The following is a 24401-nucleotide window of genomic DNA, read 5'->3' as shown; positions in this document are numbered from 1 at the left end:
CAGCATTTCAAATAGTTATGATTTTAGAACCCTTGGTACTACTGTTTATAGTTTGGCACATCCGTAAAAACCTACGTTTGCTTTCTCCCAATACCCTTTGGGATAAATACCTTTTATGGGCCATGATTGGTATAACCATTCTTTTTATAGTAGAAAAAACACTTCCCATAACGATGGTTACAAATTGGATATGGCATGTATTGATACTGGGAGTTGGATATCTTATTTTTAGGCTTCCGGTACTTGAGCGCATGCGAACTACACTCATAGCCGTTCTTCCATTAATAATTATAAATATTATAGAAGATCTGGTTGAAATCATTTATTTACCCCTTTATGAAACAATAGAGAATTACCTAGACTTTGCTTTTGTCTTTGCCCTGACCTGGATGATTGCCATGCTGATAAGATCAAACAAACAGAATAAAGCCCTTAAAACAGAAAGAAAAAAAACACTGGCAGAAGAAGAGCGTAACAAATTCATATCGGCACAAAAAGAAAAATTGGAAGTAATTGTTGCGGAAAGAACGGCAGAAATAACAAAACAAAAAGATGAATTAATGCATGCGTTCACTGAATTAAAAAATACCCAATCCCGACTGATTCAATCTGAGAAAATGGCGTCCCTAGGAGAACTAACGGCGGGTATTGCCCATGAAATTCAAAATCCGTTGAACTTCGTCAATAATTTTTCAGAAGTAAATAAGGAACTCCTGTCCGAAATGGAAGAAGAAATCGAAAATGGAAATTTGGAGGAAGTGAAAGCCCTTGCCAAGGATATTATCGGTAATGAGGATAAGATTATGTTGCATGGCAAACGCGCGGATAATATTGTAAAAGGGATGTTACAGCACAGCCGTAGCAGCACAGGTAAAAAAGAACTTACGGATATTAATGCCCTTGCCGATGAATATTTACGATTGGCCTACCATGGGTTGCGAGCAAAAGACAAGTCTTTTAACGCAACGTTAATTACCGATTTTGATGCAGCACTAAAAACCGTGACGCTAGTGCCACAAGATATGGGCCGGGTTATTCTAAATCTATTGACCAACGCATTTTATGCAGTACAAAAAAAGACAACCGAACAAATTGAAGGTTTTGAACCAACTGTTGGCATTAGTACCAAAAAGAATAAAAATACTGTTCTTATTACAGTGACCGATAATGGTAATGGTATGCCAAAGGCCGTTAAGGAGAAAATATTTCAACCTTTTTTTAGCACAAAACCTACTGGCGAAGGCACAGGTTTAGGCTTAAGCATGAGCTATGATATTATAAAGGCACATGGGGGTGAAATTGAGGTAACATCCGAAGAAAGTACAGGAACTACGTTTATAATTCAATTGCCAGATGCTATTCCAAACCACTAAGTGAACATGAATAAACTACCCTTAATGCGATACCACATTCTTCTTACAGGCCTTTTTTGTGGCCTATTGCTACTTTCTTGTCATAAAGTAAGCAAGTCTGAAGCAGAAACTACGGTTGGGGATTATAAGATACCTGAGACCATACCACTTGTATTTACAGTACCAGAACCTTTTGAGTGGGAAACCATCACTTCAGATACCCTAACAACGCCGGTAAGTTATGATTTAGATGTGGATGCCCTGCCCACAAAACCTTTTACCTTAAATACCTTCAAACCCCTGAAGAACCCTATGAAGGAGTACGATCTGGATTGGGATAATTTTCCTACGGTAGCATTAAAATTCGATTCGGTTCCTTTTACGATTGTAAAATCTACCCTAAAAAAGCCCACGATTACCAAAATGAAACCCCCCGGTATTATGGACGGCACCAATGCTAACCTGATGCAACTTTCAACCAATGAGGGTTTAAATAGTAATGATATCACCTCTTTTTTGGAAACACAGGATGGTGCTATTTGGATAGGTGCTTCAACCGCCGCTTTAACCCACTATGATGGCGAAAACGCTTTTACCTATGACTATACTGGAGTCTATAAAATGACGTTTGACAAACAAGGTAGACTCTGGATGGTGAACCCAACACAGGGACTGATTTGGGTGTTAGATTTTAAGGATGATATGGAGTTTACCATTACCGTTGCAGATAGCTTTGCACCACTTGACATTCTTTGTGACCATACGGGTACGATTTATATGTCTGCCTTCGAAAACGGATTTTACAGGATGGATTCTGAAATTAAAAGTTTACAAAAATTAGTCAATGAAGGCACTAATAAATCATGGAGGCTTTTTGAAGACAGTAAAGACAACTTGTGGTTAGGTTTTATAGATGGTATTGCGGTGTTAGACAAAGAAAGAAAGGAACTTAAAACACTATCAGGTAATACCAATTATGATTTAAACACCTATATTTCTGATATTAAAGAGGATCAATCTGGTACCATTTGGTTGTGCCTACCCGATTCTTCTTTGACTAACAACTCGGTTTCTTCCAGCCTTTTACAACTATCCCTTAAAGACAAGAAGATAAAGGTACTTGATGCAGAAAATGGCTATAACATTAAAGGCCGAGCGCTAGAAGAAGATAACCAAGGCAATTTTTGGGCATTTGGTAATGAAGAGGTGTTTGTTTTAAGTAAAAATAGGAATACGTATAAAACGATTGGCCTTAATAGTAAACTGTCAGGTAACCGTAGGTTAACAAGACCCTTAAAGAGAAAAGATGGCTCCCTTTGGATTGCCACAACAGATAAAGGGGTAGTCATAGCGAATGATTTTACCCTAAAAACAGAATATTTTGATGAAGCCAGAGGCTTAGTGGATGATCAAGTTTGGGACATCGAAGAAGACTCTAGAGGAGAATTATGGCTAGGTACTACAAAAGGTATTAATATAATTGACCCTAAGAAAAGCACCATAAAAGCCCTAAGTCATGAACTACTGCATAGTACGATTCAAAACACTATTCTTTATGTTAAAGAGATTTCAAAGGACATCTACTTTATAGACGCAACGTCTGGCTTTTCTATTGTTGATCGGCAAAAAAATAGGATTACCCAATACGCTAGTAATATAAAATCACCTTTTGTAATACGGGGTTTTGCTGTTAAAGACAATCATACTTTTTTATTATACACCCGAGATGGTTTGTTTACCTATAATATTGAAAGTAATACCTTAAAAAAATTGATATCCAAGACCAATCCTAATATTTTAAAAGCTGCTTCTCAATCACTCCTTGTTTACGACAAGGAAATACTATGGGTCCCTTTACAAAATGGTTTGGCCAAGGTAAATTTAAAGACGAATACCCTTAGTTATCTTAGAGAAGAACAAGGCCTTTGTGATAACAGTGCACACGTAGCATACTTTTCAAAAGAAGGGGAGCTATGGGTCGCTACCCTAAATGGTATTGCTATTCTCAATCTCGAGGATAATACACTCACTAATTTAAAAGAAGGAAACGGGCTGCTGCCTGCAGAAATGTATGATTTTATTGAACGAGGAGATACCATATATGCCGCCAGTGTAGATGGCCTTATCCCGATAGACAAAGCATCTGCAAAAACGACAAACAAAGGGTTCTATACTTTTAACGAGGGTCTAGGTTTTAAGTCAACCGACTATCTGGAAGGTTCCGCCAAATTTCTTAAAAATGGCCAGTTTTGGACCGGTGTTGGAAACACCTCCAATGAATTTAGGCTAATGGTCATGAATGCAGCTCCAATAGCGGATACGACAGTGAGTAGTGTTCGAATTACCAGCATGTTCGTAATGGATGAAGACCCTGGTTTTGATAATAACAAACAAGTAGATTCTTTAATCAATAGCGTTTTGTCTTATGCCGTTACCAACCAAATGGAGTGGGATTCTATTACACTCCCCTATGCTATACCATCTGGTCTTGAGCTTCCCTACAACCAAAACAGTTTAAGTTTTAGTTATGGTAGCGGAGATCTGTTTAACCGAGACCAATTAACCTATCGGTTTATACTTGATGGAGAAGATGAAGATTGGACCTATGCAGCTACTTCAAGCAAAACCAAAAACTATTACAATTTAAAACCAGGACAATATACATTTAAAACTGCGGCCAGAGGGTTTAATAAGCAGTGGTCTGTACCAGCTCGTTTTGTATTTAGCATTAATCCTCCATGGTGGCAAACCTGGTGGGCCTACCTTCTATTTGCTATCCTTTTTGGCAGTGCCATTTCGTCCTTTGTTGCCTACCGTTCGCGTTGGTTAAAAAAAGAAAATCGGATTTTAGAAGAAAGCGTAACGCATCGCACCTCGCAACTTAAGAACAAAATAGATCAGTTAAAGGCGACTCAATCTCAATTGATACAATCAGAAAAGATGGCATCCCTTGGTGAACTTACGGCGGGTATTGCTCACGAAATACAAAACCCCTTGAACTTCGTCAATAATTTTTCTGAGGTAAATACAGAGCTTATTGATGAAATGCAAGAAGAGTTGGAAAAAGAAGATTACGAGGAGGTTCTAGCCTTATCAAAAGATATTAGGGATAATCAGCAAAAAATAAACCACCATGGTAGGCGGGCAGATGCCATTGTAAAAGGGATGTTACAGCACAGTCGCAACAGTACCAGTGAAAAGGAACCTAGCAATATCAATGCCATTGCAGATGAGTATTTGCGCTTGGCCTACCACGGATTGCGAGCAAAGGACAAGTCTTTTAATGCGACGTTAAACACAGATTTCGACAAAACTATTGGCGACATAACTATTGTTCCGCAAGACGTGGGCAGGGTCATCCTAAACCTCATAACCAACGCATTTCATGCCGTAATCGAGAAAAACAATATAGAAAAAATCAAGGAAAATAGCCCCTTTAAGCCAACTATTTGGGTAACTACCAAAAGAATCAAGAATACAGTTCATGTATACATTCGTGATAATGGGAATGGCGTACCAGATAAGGTTAAGGACAAAATATTTCAACCCTTCTTTACCACAAAACCTTCTGGCCAAGGTACTGGTTTGGGATTGTCGCTCAGTTATGATATTATTAAGACCCACGGTGGCGAATTGCTGCTAGAGACGAAGCAAGGCCAAGGAACAACGTTTACCATAACCCTACCAGAGGTATAAAAAATGGTCTAAAAAATCGAAATTAAAAACCGAAAAATCAAGAAGGCATATGAAAATATTAGTAGTAGACGATGAGCAGGATGTAAAAGTATTGTTTCAGCAACGCTTTAGAAAAGAGATAAAAAAAGAAGAACTTGATTTCGTATTTGCTTTTTCAGGAGAAGAAGCTTTGAAAAAAATGGCTAGTATGGAGCAAGAAGCCGTTCTAATTCTTTCTGATATAAATATGCCTGGCATGAGCGGATTGGAGCTTTTAAAGAAGATAAAAGAGAACTATGTGGCTCCCCCACCAGTGGTTATGATGGTTACTGCGTATGGAGATGAGGAAAATAGAAGTACTGCTAAAGAGCTTGGCGCAGATGACTTCTTAACAAAACCGTTGGACTTTAATGAGTTAAAATCCAAACTTAAAGATATCGTATAATGGCAAAAATTATGGTGGTGGACGATGAGACCGATTTGGAAGTACTCATCAAACAAAAATTTAGAAAACAAATTCGAAAAAAGGAATATGAATTTCTTTTTGCCATAAATGGAAGAGACGCCTTAGAAAAAATTGCTTTGGACCCTGAGGTTGATATTGTTTTGAGTGATATAAACATGCCAGAAATGGATGGCCTTACCTTGCTTTCAAAACTACATGAAAGTAGTCCGCTAATTAAGGCTGTTATCGTTTCTGCTTATGGTGATATGGAAAACATACGGGTAGCCATGAACCGAGGTGCATTTGATTTCATTACCAAGCCTATTAATTTTGAAGACCTTACCCTAACCATGGAGAAAACCTTAAAACATGCCAGGGAAATAAAGAATACCATACAGGCCATTAAAGAAAATAATATCCTTAAAATGTATGTGGATGAGAATGTGCTCAACTTTATGAGCGGTCAGGCGAATGAATCCAAAATTACAGCCAATGAAAATATTGAGGCTACGGTGGTTTTTGTGGATGTTTGTGGTTTTACAAAAATTAGCGAAACTACATCACCAGATGTAATTGTAACCCTACTAAATACGTATTTTGATGCCATGGTCAAAGAAATAATGGACCACGATGGGATTATTGACAAATTCATTGGTGATGCAGTAATGGCTGTGTTTAAAGGAGATTATCATTTAGACCGTGCTATAGATGCCGCCCTAGCCATTCGTAATGAGGTAAATAGTTTCCCCGCGGTTACAGGAATGGAAAATTTTAAACCGAAAGTTTCTATAGGTATTAAAAGTGGTGAAATGATATCAGGAAATATAGGGTCAGCCAAACTCAAACGCTTGGATTATACCGTAATTGGGGATACTGTGAATACCGCCGCACGATTACAAGATGCAGCCAAAGAAAATCAGATTATTATTTGTGAAAGCTGTCATGAACAGGTGAAAGAAGCTTTTAAATGTGAACCACTGGGAAGCGTTTCCATGAAAAACAAGTTGCAACCCCTTATGATCTATAACGTGCAAGAATAGTATAAGAGACTCGCAACGGAATACTAAAAATAGACCTTAACCCATAGTAAGGAAACCACCATCATGCAAGAACAAGAAAAAGAACCCCAACCAAAAGCACCACAGCCGCAAGCAGGCCAAGAATACTCCGCACCTATACAGAAGGTGGAAGAATCCCCAGGGCATGCCGAAGAGTTGGTGGATCATTATTGGGGCAGCATCAACTACGTTTTGGACCTCATAAGGGCGTCTGAAGTAAAAGCTGGTCTAATTCTTTCATTTTATGGTATCCTGTTGAACTTTATCTTTCCGCAGGTTCAATCTGTCTTGCTTGCCGAATCCACCCAAGTAGTAATGTTTGTGCTACTGGGCGCTTGGTTTTTATGTATAACAACCTCCATCTATTTCAGTATTCGTTGTTTTATGCCCCGTATCGAAGGAAACTACGATAAAAACGTCTTTTTTTTTGGCGATGTGATTACCAAATTTGGAACCATCAAAGAATTTTCAAGAACTTTCTACAGAATAAGCTTAAGTCAAGAAGAACTGTTCGACCAGTTAGGACAGCAAATATTTATCATCTCTAAAATAGCAGCACTAAAATTTAAATACGTAAACCGATCGTTGCGATATTTAGCCTTAGGGCTGGTTATGCTGTTAGTAGTGATTATTTACTATGCTATTTCAGTAACGATATGAGCAGTAACTTAAACCTTAAAAAAAATCTAATTATGAAAACAACGAACAGCGCTTGGACTAAAAAAGAATTGGAGACCTACATCTTATTACTCTGTGCTAATGCAGATGACAATGAAGCTAAGGATGAACTGGATATGATCAAACGTAACGCAGACGGCAGTACCTTTAAAAAAATCTATACAGAGTTTTCTTTGGATGCAGAAGAGGAACGCTTGGAGAAAATAAACAGAACCGTACAGCGCTTCAATTATAGCCACATGGAGCTTATTGCCCTACGTAAGGAAATGGAAGCCATATACTTTGTGGACGGAAAATATGGCATGATGGAGCGCAACCTAGATCGGATATTGGATAGTATTATTTACTAGTAGAAGCAACAACAGTGCATACCCATCAAAACCTGCCCTCTTAAGAAGCTTACTACTTATGATGTCCTCGTAGGTTCTGGGTTAGTATTCTAAATAATAATTATATCCTACAAACTAGAACGTGTTACCCCAACAAAAAAGGGTTACAAGTTCCTTAAGGGTAACCGATTTGCTCGGTACGCAAGAAGGGAATATAATTAAAGCGGTTCCCGCTCAACGTATAGCTAGCATAATTATCTTCCATTGCCCTGATTTACCGATAGGTTACTCCCATTCCAACAGCTTTGGAAACAGCATCTAAAATCCACAAAAAAAATAGTTAACAGAGCTAAAAAAGCAAAAAGAAAAGTAGGTTAAACCTATGGCCAAAACCCAACAAGCGATGCATTCTTTCTTACCACCTAAGGCTGAAACTTGATACGCACATGTAGTAACCTATACAGAACTAAAAACAACAAGTACTAAAGTGCCAGTTTATTTTATGCCTAGCTAAAAGCTAGTTCTACTTAGTGATAAGAAACAACAGAACTTCCCAATACAGTTTAAATATATAATAAATGTTTATGTAAAATATAAACAATATAAATAATAATATATAGGTTTTACTTCCTAAATTTATAAAAAAGAAATTGAATATTCATGAACAATGGCGATCCTATGAAAAAGATACATATGCTCCAAGTACCCCCGACAAAAATTGAGGCTCAAATACTGAGCTTTGATTATATTGATGCCGTTGCTATAAAATTTCGTTTAACAATAGATACGCTTGCAGAGCTTCATGATCAACTTCGCCATTTTGAGTTTTATGACTGCATAACTTCACTCACACATAAATAGGCCAATTCTTTTAGTCATTTTGAATAGTAAACCACTTTTAATCTCCTTAATTAGATGGGTACGGTGAACAGGGGCGCCTTGAACTCAAACAAATTAAAAAAAGGAAGCATAGACATAATTATAAAAAAATTGAAAAAGATGAAAAATATCATAACAATAAGTGCCGTAGTATTTCTATTTTGTAGCTGTGCCGTAATCCGACCTGGAGAAGCAGGTGTGGTTCAAAGATTAGGTAAATTTTCGGACAAGATAGTGACCCAAGGCACGATGGTTTACAATCCGTTCACAAGTAAAGTCATAAAGGAATCAACAAAAACCAATAACATAAAACTTGTACTTAGATTACCTAGTAAGGAAGGGCTAAGTGTTGATTCTGAAATATCCATTTTGTATCGTTTAGAACAAAATAAGATTCCTTCCGTATTGGAAAATTTAGGGCAGGAATATGAAGATGTAATTACAAGTGTATTTCGATCAGCATCTTCTGACGTTTGTGCCAAATTTTTTGCCAAGGATATGCATTCTGGTATGCGCGCAGTGATAGAGGAAGAAATCAAAATTAAAATGGAAGAAAACCTCAAGAAGCAAGCTGATGGTATTGAGCTTATTGCCGTTTTGATGAAAAGTATTCGACTACCAAGTGGTTTGGCTAATTCTATAGAACAAAAATTGCAAGCCGAACAAGATGCCATGCGACTGGTGTTTGTGATAGAGCAGGCAAAACTAGAAGCAGAACGAAAGATTATAGAATCTGAAGGAGAGCGTGATGCACAGTTAATTTTAGCTGAGGGATTAACTCCTGAAATTATTCAAATTAGAAGTATTGAGGCATTTAGGGAGCTTTCCAAATCTGCAAATAGCAAGGTAATTATTACCGATGGAAAAACACCGCTCTTAGTTCAACCGCAAGATTAAACTGGGGCACCAAGATTGTAGGCGTACACTCAAGTATTACTGGGATTAGCCTTATTTAGATGCTGGCAAACATAACTCAAAACATATATGTTCTGAGCTAATAAAATGGGAAACGAAATTTTTTTACTTATTTAAATAGTTTAGGGGCTTACGCCCCTAAATTTTTGGGTTTTCATGAATCCCAGGTAGTTTGAGCAAATGGACCTTACTCCGAGATGTCTAAAATTTTAAGGTTTGCGTATTTTTATGAGGTCGAAAAATCCTTTAAATTTTACTTTAAACAACAAAAAGTACATCAATCTAAAAACTTTCTGAATATGCGAAAAAGATTTCCAACTCATTTGTTATTTCTTTTGCTACTTCTGGTTTCAACGTCAATTTTATCCCAGCAGCCTGAGTATATTATTGGTAAGCTAATAGATGCCAAAACACAAGAACCTATCGCCTTTGCCAGTATTCGAATAAAGGATCGAGCTTTAGGAATTATTTCAAATACAGATGGAAGTTTTAAAATTCCTTTGAAGTATAAAGAGTATGGCGATATCATAGAAATATCCTCTATGGGATATCAGACAAAAGAAATTTTAATTCAAGATTTTTTGGTCTACGAGTTGAATGATGTTAAACTACAACCGGCAATATTAAAATTAGAGGAGGCTATAGTAACAGCCAAATCGAAAAGAACAAAGAGACTCACGGCAAGACAAATAGTACGAAGAGCCCTGAGGTCAATTCCTGAAAATTATCCTGTTGAACCTTTTTCTACGGTAGGTTATTATCGAGATTACCAATTAGACAGTTTACAGTATGTAAACCTTAATGAGGCAATATTAGAGGTATTTGATGAAGGTTTTGATACTACTGACTCTGTTTCAACAAAGGTTAAAATATTTGATTATCGTGAGAATACTGATTTTAAGCGAGATACTCTGGCATTGGGGGCGTACGATTATCAATCTAAAAAAGGTCGTAAGGTTATCGACAAAGCTTTTTTAGCTCCTTATGGCGGTAATGAATTTACTATTTTAAGGGTTCACGATGCGCTTCGTAATTACGATATCGATTCTTACTCTTTTATACATCGCCTTCAATCTGATATGCTTTCTGAACATAAGTTAAAAAAAGAGTCTGATACGTATTTCGATGAAGAAGCCTTTTACACTATTGTGTTCGAGAAACTACTTTCAAACTACAGTGCATTTGGCGTGTTATATATTTCAAAAATAAATTTTGCTATCCATAAGATGGAGTATGCGATTTACGACCTCACAAAAAAATTGCCAAATGGTATGGTGAACAAATATAAAATGGATAACCCATTGATTTTTGAAATAATCACGGAATATCGCCCTAAAAATGACAAGATGCACCTGAATTATATCTCTTTGCATAATACTTTTCAGCTCTGGGACCCTCCTAAGTTCGTAGTAGATACCTTATTATTAAATTATCAAAAAAAGCGATTTGAAGTGTATTTTAATAAACCATCTTTATTGCCAGATAGACCATCTTTATTACCAGATAAACCATCTAGATTACCTGATGTTTACAACAGCGATAATTACGTCCTGATGTACAAAGGCAAAAAAATCGATTTTTCTAGAATTGATGTTTATATACTTTCCACTAACGCAGAACAGGTATATTTATATCCTAAAATGAAACCGAAAGATTTAAATGAAATGTTCTTTTCGCTAAAGGAAAACTCAAAACAAGGGGTTTATGACATCAACCTAAAAATATCTAATATACAAGATAAGGAAGGTAATGTAATTAACGAATGGACTTCTAGAGATTACGATCAATTTCGAGAATTTTTTGTTCAAGAAGTAAAACCAAATGTAAAAAGTCCAGTAGGCAATCTATTTATGGAAAAGCGACGGCCTATTTTTAAAGACCAACCCATGTTAAAACCTGATAATTTTGATGATTATTGGATGAATACGCCTCTCCAAAATATAAAGAATTAAAGGCTGTTCAAGGAATAATTAACTTAGAAATTTAATAGGGATATCATCAATGATGCTATCCAACTGTTTTCGAAAATGGCTCACGAAACTAATTTACTACTTATTTCAAATCCTATGTTTGTACGAATAGATTCCCTATCATATATAACCAAACATTGGAACAATGTACTAGTACCAATTAAAAAAACAGTATGCCAAAACGGTCAACCGAAAGACCCAGTGTCTATACGTTTGTTCACAATACAAACGAGTATATTAAAACGGAAATTACAGGTATTAGCTGGGAACAAAAGGATAAATGGATGAAGATTAAACCGGATGTCAACATCTGAATTTTAGCCAAGGACAAAGGTGGATACGCCTGGGACGGCTGTACCCCAAAATTTGAATTTTTAGACCTGCTTTTAGGAACATCAGATGGGAAATTGGACTACCTTACTTAGAAACCTATGGCATACTATGCCTCTATGATCTATGATTTTTTTTATCAGTTTAAAAAAGAAATGCCCCTGTCCAGAAAATCCGTAGACGTGTTGTTTAGGTTGGTATTATGGCAAGCTAATTTTAGATGGACTTGGACGTACTAATCCTTTGTACGGCTATTCGGTGGCGCGTTGTTCCCGGGTTGGATAACCAATAAGAAAAATAAACCCATTAAAATTTTGGAATGTTCTTAGATAAAAAGAGCCTACGAAAGTTTTAAAGATTCAGATAGTAAAGAAGTACAAAACCACAAGTTTATTCGTATTGGGAAATCCTATTCTAATGAAGCAACTGTAAACTAGTTTAGCCCTTCTAAGTATACAGAAACCACAAGTTCCTTGCTTTTTTACTTCTATTCTATAAACCAAGTAAAAGCGAGCGGAAGGTAAAAGTAGTAGCCACGAAACGAGCTAGACCTAAGGATTAGGTCCAAACCAAAAAAGCAAATACTGATTGTATTCCCTCTTTTACCCTATTTTTATACCATGAAAGCCGCCACCGTAGTACAGATCAAAAAAGAACTGCAACACAGAAACCCCGAAGAACTATTGCAGTTGTGTCTGCGCCTATCCAAATTCAAAAAAGAGAACAAGGAATTGCTTACCTATCTCTTGTTCGAATCGGATGATGAGACAGGTTATTTGGAAACCGTAAAAACGGAAGTAGACCTATGGTTTTCCGAAATAAATACCAACAGCTATTTTTACATCAAAAAAAGTGTTCGTAAAATTCTTAGGAACCTAAAGAAATACATCCGCTATTCTGGAAAGAAGGAAACCGAAGTAGAACTACTTTTGTATTTCTGCGAGAAGCTAAAGGAGTCTAAACCCTCTATCTACCGAAACGCTACCTTACTGAATCTTTACGAGCGGCAATTGTTATTTATAGAGAAGAAAATAGGATTGCTACATGCCGATTTACAATACGATTATGGGCTACTCTTAGAACAATTAAAAAGCTAACCTCGTCTCCATACTAGCATATCCAAACATTATTTTAGTGTAAGTCTATCCTAAGCCGTGATATGCTTTTAACACTGATTCCATTTCAGCTTCGGTTTCTACATCAATATTTTGTTTTTCCGGGTTTTCCTCCAACCAACTTAAAGTTCTCTTTATCCCTTCTGCAAAGGGTATCGTAGCCTTGAATCCCGATACAAATGTTTTAATCTTGGTATTATCGAACAACACACTTTCTGCTTTATCTGCCAAGAGCGTTCCCGTAAACGAAGGGGCTATCTTACATATAAAATCGGAGGCTATATGCACTATATTGGCTTCTCTGCCAATAGCATCTGCTAGTATTTTATAAATCATGTTCCAGCTAAGGACCTCATCAGAGGTGATGTGGAAGGGATGACCAACGGCCTGCGTCAATCCAAATAAGCCCACAAAACCTTTTGCAAAATCATCGGCATGGGTAACGGTCCATAAAGAGGTGCCATCTCCATGTATTATAATTTCTTTTCCTTTCTTAATTCGGTCTACAATATTGTACTTGTCAAACCCACCAATAGCCACGGGAATTACAGTATCGTAGGTCAATGAAGGACGTACGATGGTCATTGGAAAACGGTCTTCGCTATAGGCTTTTTGCAAACGCTGCTCACACAGAATCTTATTATGGGAATAGTCCCAAAGATTATTACAGACCGGAGTGGATTCCGTAATTACGGGATAGCTCAATGGCGTTTGATAGCAGGAAGCTGAGCTAATAAAAATATACTGCTTTGTTTTACCAGTGAACAATTCTAAATCGCGCTCAATATCTTCCGGTGTAAACGCTATCCAATTGACGACCACATCCCACTCATGACCCTGTAGTTCTGTTAAGGTTTCTAGCTTGGTGATGTCCCCTATAATGCTATTTGCCCCTTTTATCGTGACTTTGGAATTTCCGCGATTGAGCACATACAGTTCCATACCCTTTTCAACTGCCAAACGACTAGATGCTGAACTAATATTTCCCGTACCTCCTATAAATAAAACTTTCATTTGTGTTGCTGTTTCGTAGACCTGTATTTCGGTCAATTTCTAAACTAGTTTAAAGTTAATCACTATCTTCATTCCACATCAAAATAATCCATAAAAACCATCTGTATGCGACTACTAGTACTCTTTATATTCCTTCTTGTTACCCCTTTAGTATTTGGTCAAACCAAAACGAATCTGGAACTAACAGACATTTTTAATATGGAGTATGTCTCCGACCCTCAAATTTCGCCCGATGGGAACCAAATCCTATACGTCCGTAATTTTAAGGATATCATGACTGATAGAAACCTGTCTAATATCTGGCTTGTTAATTCTGATGGTTCCAAAAATAGACCAATTACAACAGGTAACCAAAACGACTTTTACCCACGCTGGTCGCATCAGGGCGATAAAATCATCTTTAAATCCAACCGACAAGATGCCCGTATGAAACTTTTTGTCATGTGGATGGATTCCAAGGAAATTGCACCCTTGACCAATTCCCCAAAAGCACCAGGAGCCGTAAGTTGGTCTCCAGACGATCGCTATTTGGCTTTTACCATGTTCGTTCCTAAACCAAACGAATCGATCATAAAGATGCCTACCAAACCGGAAGGCGCGAAATGGAATACACCACCGACCTATATTGACAAACTTAATTATAGAGGAGATGGCCAAGGCTATATAAAAGGAGGAAACACACAACTTTTTACCTTATCCATAGATGGCGGTACGCCCAAACAATTGACTTCTACCGATTTTGACCATGGTGCAGCGGAATGGTCCAAAGACGGCAGAAAACTCTATTTTTCGGCTAATTTTAATCCGGATGAAGCCTTTGAACCCAATGATAGTGAGATTTATGAGCTCACGCTAGGGGACAACGCTATAAACGCACTTACAGACCGCTACGGTCCGGACGATTCCCCAAAAATTTCACCTGATGGTAGCAAAATGGCCTACATAGGTCTTGATGATAAATTACTCGGTTACCAGCAGAACCAATTATATGTACGTGCTATTTCCGATGGAACTGCAACGCTTTTATCAGCGGATTTTGACCGTAACATTTCTAATATACAGTGGGCCAATGATGGAAAAGGACTTTTCTTTCAGTATGACGATAAAGGAGAAACAAAAATTGCACACATGTCCCTTTCTGGAAAAATCAATGACCAAGTAGGCAATGTAGGCGGACTATCTTTAGGCAGGCCATACAATGCCGGAACCTTTACTGTATCAAAAACGGGAGCCATAGCGTACACCCTTGGAACTACAGCGCACCCAGCAGATTTGGGTGTACATACCAAAAAAGGAAGTAAACGACTAACTCTTGTAAACGACGACCTCTTTTCTGCAAAAAACTTAGGAAATGTAGAACAACTCTGGTGGAAATCTTCCTATGACCAAATAGATATACAAGGTTGGGTGGTCACCCCACCTAATTTTGACTCCTCAAAAAAATATCCTTTTATTCTTGAGATTCACGGTGGACCGTTCTCCAGCTATGGTTCTGTATATTCTGCAGAAATACAAGCCTTTGCAGCAGCCGGCTATGTAGTATTATACGCCAACCCAAGGGGAAGCACAAGTTACGGACAGGATTTTGGAAATCTAATTCATCACGATTATCCCAACCACGATTATGACGATCTTATGAGCGGTGTAGATGCGGTTATAGAAAAAGGATATATTGATTCGGACAATCTTTTTGTAACCGGCGGCAGTGGTGGCGGTGTGCTTACCGCATGGATTGTTGGTAAAACAGACCGATTTAGAGCTGCTGTGGTAGCCAAACCCGTTATCAACTGGGCTAGTTTTGTGCTCTATGCAGATGGTGCTGCATTCTTCTCCAAATATTGGTTTGGAAAAAAGCCTTGGGAAGATCCGGAAAGCTATTTTAAACGTTCTCCGTTAAATTATGTAGCCAACGTTACCACGCCAACCATGCTATTAACTGGCGAAGAAGATTACCGAACACCCATCGCAGAATCGGAACAGTTCTATACCGCCTTAAAATTAGAAGGAGTAGAAACAGCTATGGTCCGCATTCCTGGTGCATCGCATGGCATTGCGAACAGACCAAGTAATCTTATTGCTAAAATTGCAGCCATACTAGCTTGGTTCGAGAAGTACGAAGAGTAACAGGAACTAACATTATCTAGGAAAGTAGTGGCGCAGTAGGTAAAGTTAACATCTCTCAATATACCTGTGAACTTGTCAAGGACAACCCTGCGTTCAGGTTCGACTACAGAGGTAAGATAAACGCAAAAGGAAAAGGAGAGATAGATATGTGGTTTGTTGAAAAAACCTAGTACCCATAAAAAATATAAACTTTTCCGTACTTAGCATATGAATTTATAAAAACAGACATAGCTTAATGATAAAATTCTTCCGTAACATTCGAAAAAACCTACTTTCAGAAGGTAAAACAACTAAATATCTTAAATATGCTATTGGTGAAATTGTACTCGTAGTTATCGGTATTCTTATTGCTTTACAAATAAGTAATTGGAACGAAACTATAAAGAATAGACAATTTGAATCGGAAATCATTGCGCTTATTGATAACAACCTGCTTCAAGATTCAACTTTACTTGCTAGTGAACTTAATAAATCAAAACTGGCCAATGCATCAACAGTCCGTTTACTCGATCAGGTCTCTAAAGGCGTTTACAACGATAGCCTAAACTATATGATGGGTGACATCATAAATTTTCAACGATTCCAATCTCAGTCCAGCGCCTTTGAGGTTTTAAAATCTAAAGGCATTGAAAACATTAGAGACAATCAATTACAATTGGCATTAATTGAATATTATGACCAAACACTCTTTAATACCTATGAAACCATATCAGATATTGAAAAATCATTTAACACAGATTGGATTCCAATTGTCAAACAAGAATTTTCAGATTTTAATTGGATGGATTATGCTGTGCCAATAGATTCTAAAGCTTTTTTTGAAAAACCTTCTACCCTTGTCCTTTTTAAATTATTTAATGATAATAGAGCGGGTCAAATACATGCGATGGAAAAAGCATTGCAAAAAATTACAGAGATTAGAAGTCTTATAACAAGCAAAAAGGAATGATTAAATTTTTTAGACATATTTGTCAAAGAAAATTATAAAAAACAAAATAGGCAAATACGCCATTGGCGAAATTATGCTAGTGGTGATTGGGATTTTGATTGACCTAAAGTTCACAAACAAAAAGGTGTTCCTCCCCCCTTGGGAGGGCACTAAGGGGTGGGTGCTATGATTAATAAAAAATAAAAAAAATTACCGAAAGTCAACATTAGTATCTAATGATAATAAAATTTGAAATTCACCAAGAAAAACCCACTCCTAACCCCTCCCAAGAGATGAAAAGCTAGTGATTATGATAAAATTCTTTAGAAAGAGAAGACAGCGATTAGCAACAGAGAACAAGTTTTCAAAGTACCTACTTTAAGCCATTAGCGAAATTGTGCTAGTGATGATTGGGATTTTGATTCACCTAAAGTTCATAAACAAAAACGTAATCTTCCCCTCTTGGGAGGGGACTAAGGGGTGGGTGCTATGAGGAGAAAGATTATTCCCTACAACCCAGCACTAATTGACCTAGCAAAAAAGCTGAGGAACACTATGACCATCGGTGAAATTGCCCTTTGGCAAGAATTCAAAGGTAAAAAGCTGTGTGTGAGGTTCAGCAGACAAATTCCAATTGACCGATACATTGTAGATTTTTATTGTAAAGACCTTAAATTAGCCATAGAAGTAGATGGAAGTATTCATTTTGAAAAAGGCCAAGAAGACAAGGATAAGAAAAGGCAAACCCTATTAGCATCTTTAGCGGTAACCGTGATCAGGTGCTCCGATGCGGATGTGAAAGATAATCTTTCTTTTGTTTTAGAGAATCTTAAAATACAGATTGAGAATGTAAAACCAAAAACACCCACTCCTAAACCCTCCTAAGAGGAGAAAAGATTAGAACTATGATACAACTCTTTAGAAAAATAAGATATAACCTCATGGAAACAGGCAACACCTCAAAATACTTTAAATACGCCATTGGCGAAATCATTCTCGTGGTTATTGGGATTTTGATTGCACTTCAGATTAATAACTGGAATGAAAACAGAAAGGACAAAATTGAGGAAAAAGCTATTTTAGAACGTCTTTTAGAGAACTTATACATTTCATCCAAACAATCAGAATTACTTATTTTAGAAGAAGAAACGCTTAAAGTTAAGTTGATAAATATCCTTGGTATAAATACTCAGAAGAACAATAATACCTTGGTAATAATTACAGATTCACTTTTCAATACTGCAGTTTGGGACTTACAAAGCAACCAGCCTACATTTAATGCTTATAATAATTTAAAAAACACCAATAAACTAAGCTTAATAAAAGACAAAATAATAAATGAAAAGTTTACAGATTTAGAATTTAGTCTGAACAAACTTAATGATATACTTGAAGACCGTTTGAACGTACATCAAATTCGTATTGATGCTATATTAGAAAACGAGATTAATTTTATTCCCTTGGTAAAATATAACATACACGATGTAAATATTGATAATGAATTACTTAATAATTATAATCAGATTTTAGAAGACAGGAGAATCAGAAATCTGCTGGGAATGAAATTGACCTTTACTCAAGATGTTATCACTCGTAGAGAAAGTGTTGACCAAGAAATCAAGGACCTGATGGGTTTAATAGAAACCGAATTAAATAAAAATTAGAATTATGAAAAATTCACTTATGCTTATTGCCTTTGTGGTTTGTGCTTCAACTTTTGGGCAAACTACCCATCAAAAATATGCTGGTGACGTAAAATCCATAGACGCGATTATAAATGCCTATTATGATGTGATTTCGGGTGCAAGCAATGACCCTTGGCAGTTTGAAAGGGATAAGCACATTCATTCGCCCAATGCCCTAATAACACGTTTGGACGCGAATGGTAATGCAAATTCGCATGCCCTAGAGGTGGAATACATCCCCATGGGATTGGCACCTAAAGAAGATTTTTATGAAAAGGAACTTGAGCGAAAGACAACTCATTATGGCAATATGGCTCAAGTATGGAGCGCCTTTGAAATAAGAACCAATCCAGAAATAGCATCCAATATCAGAGGATTGAACAGCATACAGCTTCATTTGGAAAAAGGCAGGTGGTACATTGACAGCTGGACAGCGGAAATGGAGTCTGATGAAAATGGTTTGGTACTAGATTTCTTGAAACAGGAATAAAGGTATGGCTATAGGTAAATCCTTATTATCACATCACTTAAAAAAAGTAAGATGGATAACTTATTTTTAAAGTTAACCATTATTCTTGTTGGTATTTTAACCCTAGTTGGCTGCACACCAATACCGGTCAAATCATAAGCCAACACAGCTCAAAATACCCGTCCCCAAAGGGTCCCGAGAGAAGAAAAGCAAATAACTAGGATAAAATTATTTCTAAAATTTCACTAGAAGTTAAAGTAGCTGAAATATGTATTACATATAAAGCTAAAACCCTAACTTGAATAAAAAATATATTGAACGGATTTAATATCATAATGGTCATTGCCATCATCCTTTTTGCAAGATTGGGCGTGCGTTTGGTATCTAGATATATAGAAATGCGAAAAGAGGAAGATTCCGAAAAAGAGTAGCTAAATACTTTCTATTAATTACTAAGGTTATTTAATATACTAAGGCAGGACATGGAACATAAACAAAGGTTTACCCTGAGTAGCCGTCCAAAAATTATTAAGGCTTCCCCATGATGAATCTGGTGCTGCCGCTCGTGAAAAGTTATCAAGATTGATATGGATATCTTCTAGCTGTTCCGCCTGCAATTTTTCCTTTGAAATAACAATAGTAAGTGCTCTAAATTCTTTTTTGAAATTTTGATAGAAGGGTGGTATCCTAGTGCCATTTTCTGCCAGTATCTCCTGTGATATACATGTTTCTATGGCATCTGCCGTGAACTAACCAAAAGAGTTTCCAGCCTCAGGGTTTACTACTACCTGTAGTAGTTCTAGGGCATCTGTATCGATTAATCTCATTAAGTAACGTTCAAGGTTTCCGTAAGGAATACCATTTCCACCGTTGGTAAAAGGACCGAACCCATCCCTACCGTTTAAGCTGCCTTGGTACGAATTACCTACTAAATTCACTAATGCGTCAAAACCGCCTAATTGCCCCAGAACGCCTGCATAACTCCAATGGCCGACGACCGTAGTAGAAATAAAATTCTTATGAGCCCGTGTATGTGCGATTTCATATAAAAAAGGTTCGTTTCTTATATATTCAGCTCGTGGCATGTAAATAATGATTTTTAATCTCCCTTCAGAACCATAGAATCCCAAGTTGTGAAAACACTCCCTCCCAAACCTTCAATTTTGTTAGTTACGGATGATGCCCTATCGAAAAAAAGACCGTCGGGTTGGCTGGTCTCTACAGAATAGGATAATCATAAAATCAAACGCATCGGCTAAATATTCATACACCTTAGAGGAAATAAGCTGTACCTCCTGATCACCCGAAATAAATTTATTGTACTACGCAGCTGGTACTACAAGATTAGTAAAGGTACGGTCCTCGTTCAATACAAAATTAGCATCAAATGAAATTGCACCGGTAACCGGTGCTTCTGGTGCTTCTGGTTCTTCGATAGGCATTTCAGGTGCTTCTGGATTGTCGCGTGTTTCTGCATCAGTTTCAACTGCAATTTCATTATTGATTTCATCGGTACTGCAAGCAGTAAGCAATACTAAAAAAACTATAGGAATAACCTTTCCAAATTTATTTGTGAAAAGATATATAATAATTTAATTTTAAGTAGTTTAACAAAAAAAATATTCCAAAATTTATTTTATTTTAATCCGGGTTAGATAATCGTTTAAGTACCTTTTATCAGAAAATGAGCTATTAGCTAAAAAAGTATAGTGCCAAGAATCCTCTTAAAATGCCAAACCCTTTTCAAAAACTCCATAATTAGAAAATTCCCTGTTACCAGTAGCGGGCTCCTAAAGTAATAGATAGTGGTCAATAAACTCTTTTTGTTTAAATTTAGTCTATAAATTGGACGTAGTAATTATTGTAATATGAAGGGCAGCACTGTCTCTTTAAACCTGAAATACCTCTTATATTTGATGTGTGTAATTTGACGTAATCAAAACCTTAATTGCACGTCTTTCTGTAAACTATGATTATGAGAACCTTAAAATGTATCAGCATCTTTTTGTTAATCGGTATCTATTTTTCTTGTAGCGATGATGAAATGACGCAAGAAGAAGAATCTCAGCACTTAATTCAGCAACTATCTGAAATTAGAGATTTAGCATCAAGCATACTATGCACTGATGCTACTGTATGGACGTTTACCAGCTACGGAAGTAAAGCCTGTGGAGGACCAATTGGTTATATAGCCTATGCAACAACTATTGATACCCAACTTTTTCTTCAAAAAATACAAGAGCATACAGCTGCACAACAATATTTTAATAAAAAATGGGGAATTATAAGTGATTGTGCTTTTACTACTCCACCAAGCAGTGTACTATGTGAAAATGGAAATCCTATTTTAGAATATTGAAAACTACACAGGAAACCAGCAACTTTTAATTGAATGATTAAAGAAAACGTAGGCTGCAACAGGTCCTTCGTTGATACCTCATTACTTATGCTCGTCTACTTCTCAAAATCCATTCAAATATGTTTTTTAATTTATACTCACAAAAGGAAGTAGTTTATGGTACTGGTACAAATAACCTTTGGTCTCCATGTTGTACTTCAGTATAATCCCTAACTTTAGCAACCTTAGAATTTGTAAAACACCCTGTGATGAAAAAGCTCCTTGTACTTTCCTTTTGTCTATTATGCTTGGCACCACATTCGTTCTCGCAGGAGTTCAATGTAATGTCCTATAACATCAAATACGATAATGTAAGCGATACGGTAAACAATTGGAACGATCGTAAAACCGCGATGGTGGCCTTGCTCAAGAAACATAATCCGGAATTTATTGGCATGCAAGAAGTGCTCCACCGGCAACTCATGTATCTTGATAATGCGCTGGAAAACTACACCTACATTGGTGTTGGGCGCGATGACGGGAAGAAAAAAGGCGAGTACTCCCCTATTCTGTACAATCCCAATACATTTAAACTCTTGCAATCCAATACCTTTTGGCTTTCAAAAACACCAGATAAAATATCCGTTGGATGGGATGCGTCTATGGAGCGTATTTGCACCTATGGCCTTTTTGAAGACACGGCAAGTAAATTAAAAATTTGGGTATTCAACACCCATTTTGACCATATTGGTATTGAAGCTAGGAAGAATTCCGCAACACTTATCCTTGAAAAAATAGCAGCTTTAAATACCGCTGACTTCCCAGTAGTGCTACTGGGCGATTTTAATTTAACCCCAATAGAAAAACCCATCCGTTTGCTGCAAAACAAGTTAAACGATGCGCTAGAGATTTCGCAAACACCGCTAGAAGGTCCAAAAGGAACGTTTAATGGTTTTAATGTAAATGCCCCTATGGAAAAACGTATCGATTATATTTTTACCAAGAGATTTGCTACCAACAAGTATCAACACATTGATGAGCGGTTACCTAATGGAAAACATATATCGGACCATTTACCCGTTACCACGATTCTAATACGCCAATAAGTACATGTATACACCTAACCAGTATAAAAACGAAGACATTAAAGAGATTAAGGAATTCATCCGTCAGAACAGTTTTGGCATTTTGGTGAATCAGGTCGATGGAAAACCTTGGGCTACACATATTCCATTAGAGCTGGATACAGACGAAAACGGCGAAGATATTATTATTAGTCATATCGCGAAAGCAAATCCGCAATGGCAATCTTTTTCAGATACGTCGGAAGTGTTGTGTATTTTTAATGGACCACATAGCTACGTTTCCTCCTCCTGGTACCAGGCCGAGGAAGTCCCCACTTGGAACTACATAGCAGTGCACGTATACGGAACACTTAGAATAATAGAGGAGCAGGCGGTTATAGCCTCCATGCATAAACTGGTAGATAAGTACGAACAAAATTCAGAATGCCCCATTTCAATTGATAAGCTCTCTCCTAAAACAATGCGTCAAGTAAAAGGAGTTGTTGGGTTTCAAATACAAATTACGGATATACAAGCAACAAAAAAACTATCGCAAGGTAGAGAAGAAGATCATCCTAGAATTATTGAGGAGTTAGAAAAACAGGACCCACGGGCAATTGCAGTGGCTAAGGCTATGAAAATAAAGAGAACAAAATAATGCGTAAAACCAAGCATTTCTTATGCTTATATGTACTCCTATGGTTGATTACAGGTGTCACAATTACCATCCTATTTACCAGCGGTGATCGCAACTTTTGGGAAAGTGCGCAGTTTTTTTTTGATATCGCTTTAAACCGTAAATTCCTTATAGGTTTTCATCTTGTTTTTATTCTTTGTTATTTACTCCTCTTAGCCATACAACACTTTGTTATCGTATACCGAGACAAAGGAAAACATACATTTTTCAAGCAGTTTGGCTATCGTTTTGTATTGCCTATTTTCATAGCCCTAATAGGTTTTAAAACCCTTATATATGCTAATTCATATGAGCTGAACGATTATCAGTGGGATAGTTCTGTAATGAATACGAACGGGATAGTAAATAATTTATATAAAATCGATAAGAAACAACGCGGTATGAGCGTCTTTGGGTGGTCTGAGGATAATACAGAGGCAATTAATAATCTTATTAAAGCAAATGTAGAATGGGTCGCCATCATCCCGTTTCTCTACCAAGAAGATGAAAAAACAAAAGTTATAAATATACCAGACTTTCCAGACCGGTATGGCAGAAGAGACTCTAGTTTCATCAACACTATCAATACCATTCATCAAAAAGGACTAAAAGTACACCTAAAGCCACATCTTTGGATGAGCAGTGGTTGGCGTTCGAATATTACCTTAGATACGGCCAGCGAATGGGACAAATGGTTTGAATCGTATCGAATAAATATGCTTCGGTATGCAAGAATGGCCGCAGAGACCAGGACCGAATTGTTCTGTATTGGTACAGAGCTCAGGACTTCTATAAAAGTACAGCCAGAAAAATGGTTCCAACTTATTCTGGATATTCGTAAAATTTATAAAGGAGAACTCACCTACGCCGCAAATTGGTACGATGAATATGAACATGTTCCTTTTTGGAACGAATTGGACCATATTGGTATTCAAGCCTATTTTCCCTTAACCAAAAATTCAAGTCCTAATTTGGAAAACATTGAAAAAGGATGGGACAAACACCTCAAGGATATGCAGTTGTTGCACAAAAAATATCAAAAGCCTATTTTATTTACAGAGGTAGGGTATAAAAGCGAAAGTCAGGCAACGATTAAACCTTGGGAGTGGAGCTCAATGTTAAGTCCGTTGACGAAGAAAAAATCTGATAGAACGCAGCAATTGGCCTACGAAGCACTTTTTAAAAAAACCTGGCATCAACCTTGGCTTTCTGGTATTTATATTTGGGAATGGAATAATCGTAGTACGGCAGAAAGAGCAAAAACTGATTTGGACTTTTCACCTCGTTTTAAACCTGCTGAGAACACCATTGCGAAGTGGTATGGCAAAGATACTTCCATAAATTAACGATATTAGCA

The 24401-nt window shown here is 37.0% G+C and carries 22 protein-coding genes and 1 pseudogene; 20 read left to right on the top strand and 3 right to left on the bottom strand.

Going from position 1 to position 24401, the window contains the following annotated elements; all coding sequences use genetic code 11:
• Positions 1–17: 17 nt before the first annotated feature.
• The 10 genes from Q360_RS0100370 to Q360_RS0100325 all read left to right on the top strand — a co-directional run bounded on the left by Q360_RS0100370 (position 18) and on the right by Q360_RS0100325 (position 12728).
• Positions 18–1373 (top strand): sensor histidine kinase, encoded by a 1356-nt coding sequence (locus Q360_RS0100370; protein WP_027075318.1) that lies wholly within the window; start codon positions 18–20, stop codon positions 1371–1373.
• 6 nt (positions 1374–1379) lie between these two features.
• Positions 1380–5048 (top strand): ATP-binding protein, encoded by a 3669-nt coding sequence (locus Q360_RS24265; RefSeq protein WP_084273322.1) that lies wholly within the window; start codon positions 1380–1382, stop codon positions 5046–5048.
• A 49-nt stretch (positions 5049–5097) separates the two neighbouring features.
• Complete coding sequence (locus tag Q360_RS0100360) at positions 5098–5472, top strand: response regulator (RefSeq protein ID WP_027075317.1); 375 nt, start codon at positions 5098–5100, stop codon at positions 5470–5472.
• The gene (locus tag Q360_RS0100355; RefSeq protein ID WP_084273321.1) at positions 5472–6512 is read left to right on the top strand and encodes an adenylate/guanylate cyclase domain-containing protein; all 1041 of its coding nucleotides are present in this window, start codon (positions 5472–5474) and stop codon (positions 6510–6512) included. The genes Q360_RS0100360 and Q360_RS0100355 overlap by 1 nt, the downstream gene beginning before the upstream one ends.
• A gap of 63 nt (positions 6513–6575) precedes the next feature.
• Positions 6576–7190 carry a Pycsar system effector family protein gene (locus Q360_RS0100350; RefSeq protein WP_027075315.1) on the top strand — a complete coding sequence of 205 codons (615 nt, stop codon included), beginning with the start codon at positions 6576–6578 and terminating at the stop codon, positions 7188–7190.
• A gap of 32 nt (positions 7191–7222) precedes the next feature.
• Complete coding sequence (locus Q360_RS0100345; RefSeq protein ID WP_027075314.1) at positions 7223–7558, top strand: hypothetical protein; 336 nt, start codon at positions 7223–7225, stop codon at positions 7556–7558.
• A 978-nt stretch (positions 7559–8536) separates the two neighbouring features.
• A complete protein-coding gene (locus Q360_RS0100335) occupies positions 8537–9313 on the top strand; it encodes a prohibitin family protein (RefSeq protein WP_084273344.1) in 777 nt (258 codons plus the stop codon).
• 317 nt (positions 9314–9630) lie between these two features.
• On the top strand, positions 9631–11283 hold the full coding sequence (locus Q360_RS0100330) for a carboxypeptidase-like regulatory domain-containing protein (protein WP_169734612.1): 1653 nt from the start codon (positions 9631–9633) through the stop codon (positions 11281–11283).
• Between the two features lie 191 nt (positions 11284–11474).
• Complete coding sequence (locus tag Q360_RS25565; protein WP_156949962.1) at positions 11475–11615, top strand: hypothetical protein; 141 nt, start codon at positions 11475–11477, stop codon at positions 11613–11615.
• Between the two features lie 636 nt (positions 11616–12251).
• Positions 12252–12728: a hypothetical protein gene (locus Q360_RS0100325; RefSeq protein WP_027075310.1), complete on the top strand. Its 477-nt coding sequence runs from the start codon at positions 12252–12254 to the stop codon at positions 12726–12728.
• 45 nt (positions 12729–12773) lie between these two features.
• Here the strand turns inward: Q360_RS0100325 and Q360_RS0100320 are convergent, their stop codons facing one another.
• Complete coding sequence (locus Q360_RS0100320) at positions 12774–13796, bottom strand: SDR family oxidoreductase (RefSeq protein ID WP_245603099.1); 1023 nt, start codon at positions 13794–13796, stop codon at positions 12774–12776.
• A gap of 69 nt (positions 13797–13865) precedes the next feature.
• Between Q360_RS0100320 and Q360_RS0100315 the strand changes: the two genes are divergently transcribed.
• From Q360_RS0100315 to Q360_RS0100290, 6 genes and pseudogenes are all read left to right on the top strand, one after another.
• Positions 13866–15884 carry a S9 family peptidase gene (locus Q360_RS0100315; protein ID WP_027075308.1) on the top strand — a complete coding sequence of 673 codons (2019 nt, stop codon included), beginning with the start codon at positions 13866–13868 and terminating at the stop codon, positions 15882–15884.
• Between the two features lie 32 nt (positions 15885–15916).
• Positions 15917–16054: pseudogene (locus Q360_RS27310) on the top strand (adenylate/guanylate cyclase domain-containing protein); the annotation flags it as partial.
• 65 nt (positions 16055–16119) lie between these two features.
• Entirely contained in the window at positions 16120–16833 is a 714-nt protein-coding gene (locus Q360_RS0100310; RefSeq protein ID WP_027075307.1) for a DUF6090 family protein, read from the top strand.
• 468 nt (positions 16834–17301) lie between these two features.
• Positions 17302–17697 (top strand): endonuclease domain-containing protein, encoded by a 396-nt coding sequence (locus Q360_RS0100300; protein ID WP_027075306.1) that lies wholly within the window; start codon positions 17302–17304, stop codon positions 17695–17697.
• A gap of 20 nt (positions 17698–17717) precedes the next feature.
• Positions 17718–18476: a DUF6090 family protein gene (locus Q360_RS24260; protein WP_156949961.1), complete on the top strand. Its 759-nt coding sequence runs from the start codon at positions 17718–17720 to the stop codon at positions 18474–18476.
• Between the two features lie 4 nt (positions 18477–18480).
• Positions 18481–18987, top strand: a complete 507-nt coding sequence (locus tag Q360_RS0100290; RefSeq protein ID WP_027075305.1) for a hypothetical protein — start codon at positions 18481–18483, stop codon at positions 18985–18987.
• A 728-nt stretch (positions 18988–19715) separates the two neighbouring features.
• On the opposite strand, the gene Q360_RS0100280 is transcribed toward Q360_RS0100290, so the two are convergent.
• A complete protein-coding gene (locus Q360_RS0100280; RefSeq protein ID WP_027075304.1) occupies positions 19716–20051 on the bottom strand; it encodes a hypothetical protein in 336 nt (111 codons plus the stop codon).
• Positions 20052–20288: 237 nt separating this feature from the next.
• The gene (locus Q360_RS0100275) at positions 20289–20498 is read right to left on the bottom strand and encodes a hypothetical protein (protein ID WP_027075303.1); all 210 of its coding nucleotides are present in this window, start codon (positions 20496–20498) and stop codon (positions 20289–20291) included.
• A 443-nt stretch (positions 20499–20941) separates the two neighbouring features.
• Between Q360_RS0100275 and Q360_RS21835 the strand changes: the two genes are divergently transcribed.
• From Q360_RS21835 to Q360_RS24255, 4 genes are all read left to right on the top strand, one after another.
• Positions 20942–21325 carry a hypothetical protein gene (locus tag Q360_RS21835; protein ID WP_156949960.1) on the top strand — a complete coding sequence of 128 codons (384 nt, stop codon included), beginning with the start codon at positions 20942–20944 and terminating at the stop codon, positions 21323–21325.
• Positions 21326–21573: 248 nt separating this feature from the next.
• Positions 21574–22410 carry an endonuclease/exonuclease/phosphatase family protein gene (locus Q360_RS21830; protein ID WP_036194672.1) on the top strand — a complete coding sequence of 279 codons (837 nt, stop codon included), beginning with the start codon at positions 21574–21576 and terminating at the stop codon, positions 22408–22410.
• 4 nt (positions 22411–22414) lie between these two features.
• Complete coding sequence (locus tag Q360_RS0100260) at positions 22415–23026, top strand: FMN-binding negative transcriptional regulator (protein ID WP_027075302.1); 612 nt, start codon at positions 22415–22417, stop codon at positions 23024–23026.
• Entirely contained in the window at positions 23026–24390 is a 1365-nt protein-coding gene (locus tag Q360_RS24255; protein WP_156949959.1) for a glycoside hydrolase family 113, read from the top strand. The genes Q360_RS0100260 and Q360_RS24255 overlap by 1 nt, the downstream gene beginning before the upstream one ends.
• Positions 24391–24401 lie beyond the last annotated feature (11 nt).

It is taken from the genome of Maribacter antarcticus DSM 21422 (genome assembly GCF_000621125.1).
Lineage (GTDB): Bacteria > Bacteroidota > Bacteroidia > Flavobacteriales > Flavobacteriaceae > Maribacter > Maribacter antarcticus.
Note: the sequence above shows the minus strand (reverse complement) of the source record. Positions and strands in the feature narration are given on the sequence as shown.

What these genes read in the sequence shown, in the direction of transcription:
- Q360_RS0100260 (WP_027075302.1), top strand. Translation starts at nt 22,415, where the DNA reads ATGTATACACCTAACCAGTATAAAAACGAAGACATTAAAGAGATTAAG.
- Q360_RS0100370 (WP_027075318.1), top strand. Translation starts at nt 18, where the DNA reads ATGATTTTAGAACCCTTGGTACTACTGTTTATAGTTTGGCACATCCGT.
- Q360_RS0100355 (WP_084273321.1), top strand. Translation starts at nt 5,472, where the DNA reads ATGGCAAAAATTATGGTGGTGGACGATGAGACCGATTTGGAAGTACTC.
- Q360_RS0100290 (WP_027075305.1), top strand. Translation starts at nt 18,481, where the DNA reads ATGAAAAATTCACTTATGCTTATTGCCTTTGTGGTTTGTGCTTCAACT.
- Q360_RS24265 (WP_084273322.1), top strand. Translation starts at nt 1,380, where the DNA reads ATGAATAAACTACCCTTAATGCGATACCACATTCTTCTTACAGGCCTT.
- Q360_RS0100335 (WP_084273344.1), top strand. Translation starts at nt 8,537, where the DNA reads ATGAAAAATATCATAACAATAAGTGCCGTAGTATTTCTATTTTGTAGC.
- Q360_RS24255 (WP_156949959.1), top strand. Translation starts at nt 23,026, where the DNA reads ATGCGTAAAACCAAGCATTTCTTATGCTTATATGTACTCCTATGGTTG.
- Q360_RS0100300 (WP_027075306.1), top strand. Translation starts at nt 17,302, where the DNA reads ATGAGGAGAAAGATTATTCCCTACAACCCAGCACTAATTGACCTAGCA.
- Q360_RS0100345 (WP_027075314.1), top strand. Translation starts at nt 7,223, where the DNA reads ATGAAAACAACGAACAGCGCTTGGACTAAAAAAGAATTGGAGACCTAC.
- Q360_RS0100330 (WP_169734612.1), top strand. Translation starts at nt 9,631, where the DNA reads ATGCGAAAAAGATTTCCAACTCATTTGTTATTTCTTTTGCTACTTCTG.
- Q360_RS21835 (WP_156949960.1), top strand. Translation starts at nt 20,942, where the DNA reads ATGAGAACCTTAAAATGTATCAGCATCTTTTTGTTAATCGGTATCTAT.
- Q360_RS0100280 (WP_027075304.1), bottom strand. Translation starts at nt 20,051, where the DNA reads ATGCCACGAGCTGAATATATAAGAAACGAACCTTTTTTATATGAAATC.
- Q360_RS0100315 (WP_027075308.1), top strand. Translation starts at nt 13,866, where the DNA reads ATGCGACTACTAGTACTCTTTATATTCCTTCTTGTTACCCCTTTAGTA.
- Q360_RS25565 (WP_156949962.1), top strand. Translation starts at nt 11,475, where the DNA reads ATGCCAAAACGGTCAACCGAAAGACCCAGTGTCTATACGTTTGTTCAC.
- Q360_RS0100350 (WP_027075315.1), top strand. Translation starts at nt 6,576, where the DNA reads ATGCAAGAACAAGAAAAAGAACCCCAACCAAAAGCACCACAGCCGCAA.
- Q360_RS0100360 (WP_027075317.1), top strand. Translation starts at nt 5,098, where the DNA reads ATGAAAATATTAGTAGTAGACGATGAGCAGGATGTAAAAGTATTGTTT.
- Q360_RS24260 (WP_156949961.1), top strand. Translation starts at nt 17,718, where the DNA reads ATGATACAACTCTTTAGAAAAATAAGATATAACCTCATGGAAACAGGC.
- Q360_RS21830 (WP_036194672.1), top strand. Translation starts at nt 21,574, where the DNA reads ATGAAAAAGCTCCTTGTACTTTCCTTTTGTCTATTATGCTTGGCACCA.
- Q360_RS0100325 (WP_027075310.1), top strand. Translation starts at nt 12,252, where the DNA reads ATGAAAGCCGCCACCGTAGTACAGATCAAAAAAGAACTGCAACACAGA.
- Q360_RS0100310 (WP_027075307.1), top strand. Translation starts at nt 16,120, where the DNA reads ATGATAAAATTCTTCCGTAACATTCGAAAAAACCTACTTTCAGAAGGT.